Genomic DNA, 7,728 nt, shown 5'->3' on the forward strand with positions numbered 1-7,728 from the left:
TCAAGACCCAGGCGACCGTCTCTGAACTGATGTCCTCCATCAGGAATATCGAGGACGAGATCGCCCGCCAGCGCTACACCTACAACAACATCGCCCAGCAGCTCAACACGATGACCGAGACGATCCCCTCAAACATCGTCGCCTCCCTCATCCACATGAAGAAACTCGAGTACCTGGAGTTCGAGGAAGAGATCGAGAAGGCGCCGAAGATCGAGTTCTGAGGTGACAGAGGTTGAGTGAAAACAGGCAGATCGCTGCCCTCGTCCTCATCACCCTTTTTATCGGTCTTCTCGCCGCCGGTGCCACAGTCGTCCTGCCCTCTCTCCTCGAAGGCGACCTCGTCGTCGACGACTACCAGGCGACCCTCTTCGAGAATGGTACCCTGATAGAGAGATACACCTATGAGGTGAAGGCAGACGGAGAGTACAGGATGCTCTTCCGTTACTTCGACGATCCCCTCCTCTTCTCTGACGGGTCGATGCCGCATATCAAGTATGTCGGCATGGACGTGCCCGCAGGGGCCATCGGCTACGCAAAGGACGAATCCGGCGGGATCACCGCCTCGCCGGGCGCATCCGAGTCCGAGAAGGAGTTCATCAGGGAGAAGGCCTACCCGAACGAGGTCGGCATCTATAACCCCGGCTACTTCGACGCCGGGACGTACACCGTCGAGTACACCTTCCAGGTCAGGCCGCCGGTCGAGTACGACAGCACCGCCACCCACCTGAACATCAAACTCGTGAGAGAGCACATCCCGTACCGCCACCTCTCCATCACCCTCCCTGATTGGGAGGGGATCGAGGCCGTGTACGCCTATCCCCCCGGCCTTGTCGTGGAGCAGAACGGCGGCACCGTGACAATCACCGGAGCGGCCGCGGGGAACGACCCCGTCGCGGTGGAACTCCTCCTGCCTGCCGGCGCGAAGGATCGGATCGACGGGTTCCCGCGGCAGATGGACGATGTCAGGGGACAGACCGAGTCAGGCGCGTTCTGGTACAACCTCCCGTACCAGGCGGCGTCAGGGCTGCACACCCTTGCCGTCCTGCTGGTCCTCGCACTCCCCCTCATCCTCTTCTGGCTGTACCGCCGGTACGGGCAGGAGAACGGCTACACTGTCCCCGAATACCTCAGTGTCACGCCGAACACCTCCCTCAAGCCCTGGCAGGTAAACCTCCTCTTCAAGGGCGACGTGAACGAGTTCGACGAGAACGGTTTCTATGCGACCGTGCTCGACCTCCACAGGAAGGGCGCGGTGACGGTCAAGGAGAAGACAGACGGGAAGGGCGTGCTGATCACCGTCAACAGGACAAGTTCGGACGACAGGTACGAGCAGAGAGTCCTCACCTATCTCTCCAACCTCACGAAAGGCGGAACCTTCGACACCGCTACCCTCGAAGCCCTCTCGTCCAGGGCCGCACACGACAGGACGGCGGAGACGACGCTCACCCAGTTCCAGAGCAGCCTGAAGGCCCTCCAGAGCAGCGTGGACACCTCACTCTCCGGGAAATATGCGGTGGACGGCCGGGGCTTTGTCGCACCTCTCCTCTTCCCCGGCCTTCTCGTCCTCGGCCTTGGGATCCTGGTCATCGTCCTCGCCCCGGCGACGGAGTACATCGCCATCCCCGCGATCCTCCTCGCGGTGGCGGCCGTCGTCCAGGTGATCATCGCCCTCGTCTTCCCCTCCACCCTCTTCGGGCACTGGAAGGACGATCACTACAAGGAGAAACTGGAGTGGGACGCCTTCGCCCATTTCCTCTCCGACCTTGCGCAGATCAGGAAGTACACCCCTGAAGACGTCTCGATGTGGGGCGAGTGGCTGGTCTACGGCACCGCCCTCGGCGTCGGCGACAAGGTCGAGGAGGCGATGAAGGGCCTGAACATCAGCTTTGAAGAGGCGGGCATGCCCCTCTATTCCAACATGCACCTTGCCTTCATTCCAATCGTCGCCTTCTCCCCGCCGTCGAGCGGCGGTGGCGGAGGCGGTTTCGGCGGTGGAGGCGGCTTTGGCGGCGGCGGAGGTTTCGGCGGAGGTGGCGTCGGCGGGAGATAAAATCCCGACGGCCACACTATCTTTTTTTGACTCTGAGAATTTTCAACTCTGAAACTTTTGTATTCTCGACGAAACCCTCATTCAGATAGGGGGAGGGAGGGCAATCACCCTCTTCAGAATGCCATTTTCGTTCTTCCCTGACCCGAGAACGTATCATTATGGAGAGCCGAGAGAGAAATAACGGCGGATTCACCCGGGTCTCTGTCCGGGGCCCGGCCACGGAGCACCAGATATTTAATAGTATGTATGCCAGAGGGGAGCATATGCAGCGGACGTGTGTCATCTATGAGAGCAAATACGGGGCGACAAAGGAGATTGCCGGGGCGATCGCACTCGTCCTCGGGCCGGCACGGACCTGCAGGCCCGATGAGTTCACGGGCGACCTCATGTCCTTCGACCTCTTCGTGATCGGCACGCCCATCTACAACGGCGACATCGCCCCCTCTATCCGGCGCTTTGTCGAGACCAATGCAGGCTGGCTGAAGAAAAAGCCGGTCGCCCTCTTCTGCACCTGCCTGAACATCCCGAAGGGCCGGGCCTACCTTGCCGAGCTCAGGGACCGTCTCGGGAGGGAGGTGCCTGCCGTCGCCTTCGGCGGCCGTCTCGATACCGCACGGCTCGACAGGGATGACCTGACCGCCCTCACCCTCTATGCCCGGAAGACCGGATTCGTCCTCGAAGACCGCGACCTCACAGACATGGGGGCGGTCGCCGCCTTTGCCCTGGCCCTGCGGGAGAAGAACGAGTGCCTGGAGGGCCGGGTGCCCGAAGAAGAACTCCTCGCCGGGATCGAGACCTTCCTCCGGGCCCACCGGACCGGCGTCCTTGCGACCGGCCACGGGGACCGGGTGAGGGCGACACCTGTCGACTATCTCTATGCCAACGGCATGGTCTACATCTACAGCGAAGGGGGGGAGAAGTTCGCCCACCTCATCCAGAACCCCGCGGCCGCCCTCGCCATCTACAATGACGACACCTCGCCCGAGGAGATCAGGGGGCTTCAGCTCATGGGCCGGGCCGAGGTCCTCAGGCCGGAGAGCCCGGGCCACAGGGAGGCCCTCACTCTCAGGGGCATCGACATGGAGAGGCTTGCAGGCCTCACGATCGAGATGAACGTCATCAGGATCACGCCCCTCAAGGCCGAGTACCTCAATGCCGTATTCAAAAAAGAAGGATGCGCGATCAGGCAGGTCTACCGCTTTCCTCAGGCGAGAGGCCGCGTGCCGCTGCCACAAATGCCCTGATCAGGGCAGGGTCTTTCACGCCCGGTTCCTGCTCCACGCCCGAACAGACGTCCACTGCATAGGGGCGGAACGCCTCCACCGCGGCCCTGACATTCCGGGGACCGAGCCCTCCCGCGAGGACCACAGGCACCCGACTCTCCCGCATGACCTCACGCACCGCCTCACCGTCGAAGGGCCTGCCTGTCCCGCAACTCCTGTCCACGATATAGGCATCGGCACGGGGCGGGAGGGGGACGCCTTCGACCACCCTGATCACCCGTGCACCCGCAGCCGGCGGCACCTCATGGGGATAGGAGACCTGCACGGCCGTCGGGTGGAGGGCAAGCACACGGTCGAGGTCGGCCGGAGAGGTCGTGTGGGTCACCACAACCCGCGCCACAAAGGGGCCGAGCGCGGCGAAGATCTCCTCCGCCTTCTCCAGGCCGATGGAACGGGGCGAGTCGGAGTACATCACCACGCCGACGGCATCGGCACCCGCCTCCTCGGCCGTGACGGCGTCCTCCACGCGCGTCACGCCGCAGATCTTCACTCTCACGTAGGACTGACTCCGCATCAGGTCATGCATCGCTATCACAACCTCTTTGCATCGATGAGACCATAACCCTTCTTCGATGGCAGGCGCATACGACCGGCGGAGGGGGACGGCAATCATCGAGAGTCGAAGAGGGATCCTCGTTGTTACTCATGGTGACGGAGGTGTCTATCTCCTCCCTGGCGGAGGTGCAAGAGAGGATGAACTCCAGATCATAACTGCGATCAGGGAGTTAAAGGAGGAAACAGGACTCTATCCCATCGAAGTAAGATATCTCTTCACTCATCTCAAAGCAAAAGTCTTTCGGATGAAGGTGAAAGGGACGCCGAGGCCGTGCAATGAGATCAAAAAGATTGCATGGTACCGACCGGGGAGTCACATCAATGTCTCCAGGAACACCCGGGCAATCATCGACAGATATCTTCGGATGAAGGAATGAATTGCGCTGTAGAAATCCCAAACTCATACTTTTGCCAAGCCGATCATCTGAACTCACGAGGAGAGTTTGGATACAACGCCTTCCCCTAAATCGGAACCGGGGGCTGTTGCCCCCAGAACCCCCTCAAGACTGGGCCCGGGAAGACAGGGCCGAGATCCATGCAGGGAGATGGCCTTCCCGTGACAGTCCTAAACTGGAGGGAGCCGAGAAGGTCGAAGACCTTCGAAGAAAATCCCCACCAGTACTCCCAAAAGAGATCTTCCATAACCGAACAAATATAACACCTCCACCCCCCTTCAGCACATGGCCCCGGAGTTGTACTGGAACGAGACGATCGAGACGATGGAGCGCGGCGACCTCGACGCCCTCGTCGACGAGCGGGTGAAGTACACCGTGCGCTACGCCTCGGAACACTCCCCCTTCTACAGGAGATGGTTTGCCGCCCACCGGATCGACCCGGCGTCCGTCACCTGCCATGAAGACCTTCTCGAACTCCCGATCGTCGAGGGCAACACGATCCGGGAGAACCAGCCCCCGAACACGCCCGACTTCGCTTTCCTCTCCGTCAAGAATAAGGACGTCTTCACCATCCACGAGACGACCGGCACGAGCGGCATCCCCAAGTCCTTCTTTCTCACCTGGGAAGACTGGGAACGCTACGCCGAGAAGTACGCCCGGGCCTTTACGATGGAGGAGCTTGTCCCCGGCGACCGCCTCGTCGTCTGCGCCTCCTATGGCATGAACATCGGGGCGAACACCATGACCCTCGCCGCACACCTGGTGGGCCTCTCTGTCGTCCCCGAAGGGAAGTGCACCTTCCCGGTCAGGGTGATCCGGAACTACCGCCCGACGGTTATCGTCGGGAGCGTCTTCAAACTCCTCAGGCTTGCCCGGAGGCTCAGGGCAGACGGTATAGACCCGGCAGAGTCGGGGGTGCGCCGCCTCATCATCGGCGGCGAGGGCTTTGCAGAGGAGTCCCGGGCCTACCTGGAGAAGGTCTGGGGCTGCGACGCCTACAACACCTACGGCTCGACCGAAGGGACGATGTGCGGCGAGTGCAGCGTGAAGCAGGGCCTTCACTGCCCCGAAGACCTCGCCCACGTTGACCTCTACGACCCGGCGATGGGCCGGTTCGTGAAGGACGGCGAGGACGGGCGGCTCGTCCTGACCACCCTTCTCCCTCCCGGAGGGAAGGCCGGCACCCTCCTCCTCAACTACGACACCGAGGACTGGAGCAGAGTGGTCACCAGGGGGAGGTGCGCCTGCGGCAGGACGCACCTGAAGATCCTGCCCCCCTGGCGCGAGGCCGAGACAGTGGTCATCCAGGGCTGCTCGGTCAACAGGATCGAGATCGAGCGCGCCGTCTTCCAGCCTGACAACCTGGACAGCATCACCGGGGAGTACGAGGCCTTCGTGTACGGCGACGAGGACGAGACGATCCTGCGGGTGAGCCTGGAATGTGCAGACCCGGCACGCGCCGACAGGAAGGCCATAGAACGCGCCTTCACCGACGCTCTCCTCGCGGACAGGGCCGACCTGCAGGAGGCCCATGAAGGGGGGAGGCTCAGGATCCTCTTCCACTTCACCCCGCCAGGGGGCCTGGAACTCGCCGCGGTGAAGGGCCGGCCGAAGAGGCTTGTGGACCGACGGTGAGAGTGCCGTGCGTTAACAAAATTATAAAGTTAAATAGTTAGATTTAATAGTCCGGGGAACAAGGACTTAATCGCTGGAGTTGGAGGCACACCATCAGGCGGCATCAACTTCAGGCCCAATTTCTGGCACCTAACATCCTTTTTTTTAGGAGAAAAAAAGATTTTTAGATTTTCACGCCGTCTCAAGGATCATTTTTCCTTCAGACGTGCGCAGGTTGCTCCTCGACCAGATCACCTCGCCGTTCTTGACAGCATAGGTGTTGAGGTAGAAGAGGTCGACATCCCCGACATTCCCGGGGAGGACAACGTCCTGCGGGACAACAAGAACAGCCTTGTTCACTGCCATACCATGGGCAGCGCAGCGTTCGGTCATCTCCTTCAGACGGCTGAACTCATCGGCACCGACCACGGCGGCGAGGCGGACGTTCACCAGAACATTTTCCGTCTTACCGGAGCGCTTCCTGCTCAGAAGGTAGTCAGGGGCGGCGGCGATCTGGGGGCGCCGCGCGAGAGTCCAACCTTCTTCGGCCCTGTATGCCTTTTTGAGGTCGCGCTCCACGGTATTGTAAACAGCCTCTTTAGATGCACCCATTGTAAATCCACTCTCATAACCTATTCCTCTGGCAACATTAAAAGTGTTATTCAATTGAACCTGGAGTACTCTCATGAACGGCCATTACAGACAGAACATAAAACCGGGAATGCTCGTCGACATCGTCCTCAAAGCAGACCAGAGGACAGGAAAGAGAACCCGCGGCACTGTGGCGGAGATCCTCACCAACTCAGCCTCTCACCCCCACGGGATCAAGGTACGGTTGAAGGACGGGAAGGTAGGAAGGGTCCAGGAGATAATCTCCTGACCCTCAGACGACCAGCACGGCAATGCAGGGGATGGTCAGGGTACAGAAGAGGGTCGAGATAAAGACTCCCTGTGACGCAAGACGTGTGTTCGCCTCGTACTCTTCGGCAAGGATGGCCGCATTCGCGGCCGCCGGCATCGCCGCCATGATCACCGGCACCCCCAACAGATAGGGGTCGGAGATGAACGGCGAGAGCACCGCCCATACAACGAGGGGGAGGAGGAGGAGGCGTGCCGCCGTGATTACATAGACCCGCCACCCTGCAAAGATCTCGGACGGCGCGATCCTCGCGAGCATCGCACCGATGACGATCATCGAGAGAGGGGTCGTCAATGACCCGAGGGCCGAGATCGCCCCCTCAACCGGCACCGGCAGCCTCACCGAGAGCAGGAAGAAGAGAAACCCGACAACGACGGCGATAATACCAGGGTTCAGGAGGATCTTCGGGTCGAACCGGGAACTGGCACCGTTCTTGTATTGAGTGAGCATGAGGATCCCGATCGAGAAGACCAGAAGGTTGAAGGGAAGGTTGAAGATCGCCGTGTAAAAGAGCGCCTCTTTTCCGAAGACCGCGTCGACGACCGGAAAACCCATGAATGCCGTGTTCGAGAACATCAGGAGAAAGCCATAAACTCCCTTTTCTTCCTCAGAAGACCCGAGCAGTTTGGGGAGGTACCAGGCGACGACCAGGGAGATCGCATAGAAGACCACCGAGATCAGGAGCATCCCCTCGCAGGCCGAGAGAAGGTCGGCACTGAAGGGCACCATCATCGACGAGATGATCAGGGCCGGAAGGGCGACCCGGACGAGGAAACTGCATGCCCCGCTCGTCGTATGGTCGTCGAACACACCCATTCTCCGGGCTGCATATCCGGTCAGGATGAGAAGGAAAAGGATTACAATCTGATTGAAGACACTAACAAAGTCCATTATTCGCCTCTCTGCCGCCGG

The 7,728-nt window shown here is 60.6% G+C and carries 9 protein-coding genes; 6 read left to right on the forward strand and 3 right to left on the reverse strand.

The window, feature by feature from the left end:
* The 3 genes from PHP59_RS10310 to PHP59_RS10320 form a co-directional block, all read left to right on the forward strand.
* Positions 1-221: LemA family protein (locus tag PHP59_RS10310; RefSeq protein ID WP_300166664.1), on the forward strand; the 221-nt coding region annotated here is incomplete at its 5' end.
* A gap of 11 nt (positions 222-232) precedes the next feature.
* Positions 233-2,050 carry a DUF2207 domain-containing protein gene (locus tag PHP59_RS10315; protein ID WP_300166666.1) on the forward strand — a complete coding sequence of 606 codons (1,818 nt, stop codon included), beginning with the start codon at positions 233-235 and terminating at the stop codon, positions 2,048-2,050.
* Between the two features lie 263 nt (positions 2,051-2,313).
* The gene (locus PHP59_RS10320; protein ID WP_300166668.1) at positions 2,314-3,294 is read left to right on the forward strand and encodes a flavodoxin domain-containing protein; all 981 of its coding nucleotides are present in this window, start codon (positions 2,314-2,316) and stop codon (positions 3,292-3,294) included.
* Here PHP59_RS10320 and PHP59_RS10325 read toward each other — a convergent pair.
* Positions 3,233-3,859: a phosphoribosylanthranilate isomerase gene (locus PHP59_RS10325; protein ID WP_300166670.1), complete on the reverse strand. Its 627-nt coding sequence runs from the start codon at positions 3,857-3,859 to the stop codon at positions 3,233-3,235. The genes PHP59_RS10320 and PHP59_RS10325 overlap by 62 nt on opposite strands.
* A gap of 46 nt (positions 3,860-3,905) precedes the next feature.
* Here PHP59_RS10325 and PHP59_RS10330 point away from each other — a divergent pair, with 46 nt between their 5' ends.
* Both PHP59_RS10330 and ftsA read left to right on the forward strand, forming a co-directional pair.
* Positions 3,906-4,265, forward strand: a complete 360-nt coding sequence (locus PHP59_RS10330; protein WP_300166672.1) for an NUDIX domain-containing protein — start codon at positions 3,906-3,908, stop codon at positions 4,263-4,265.
* 303 nt (positions 4,266-4,568) lie between these two features.
* On the forward strand, positions 4,569-5,918 hold the full coding sequence (gene ftsA / locus PHP59_RS10335) for a coenzyme F390 synthetase (protein ID WP_300166674.1): 1,350 nt from the start codon (positions 4,569-4,571) through the stop codon (positions 5,916-5,918).
* A 171-nt stretch (positions 5,919-6,089) separates the two neighbouring features.
* Here ftsA and PHP59_RS10340 read toward each other — a convergent pair whose 3' ends face one another.
* Positions 6,090-6,509: a hypothetical protein gene (locus PHP59_RS10340; RefSeq protein ID WP_300166676.1), complete on the reverse strand. Its 420-nt coding sequence runs from the start codon at positions 6,507-6,509 to the stop codon at positions 6,090-6,092.
* 73 nt (positions 6,510-6,582) lie between these two features.
* Here PHP59_RS10340 and PHP59_RS10345 point away from each other — a divergent pair, with 73 nt between their 5' ends.
* Positions 6,583-6,777, forward strand: a complete 195-nt coding sequence (locus PHP59_RS10345) for a YwbE family protein (RefSeq protein WP_300166678.1) — start codon at positions 6,583-6,585, stop codon at positions 6,775-6,777.
* A gap of 3 nt (positions 6,778-6,780) precedes the next feature.
* On the opposite strand, the gene PHP59_RS10350 is transcribed toward PHP59_RS10345, so the two are convergent.
* Positions 6,781-7,707, reverse strand: a complete 927-nt coding sequence (locus tag PHP59_RS10350; RefSeq protein WP_300166679.1) for an AEC family transporter — start codon at positions 7,705-7,707, stop codon at positions 6,781-6,783.
* Between the last annotated feature and the right edge of the window lie 21 nt (positions 7,708-7,728).

Source organism: Methanofollis sp. (assembly GCF_028702905.1).
Classification (GTDB): Archaea; Halobacteriota; Methanomicrobia; order Methanomicrobiales; family Methanofollaceae; genus Methanofollis.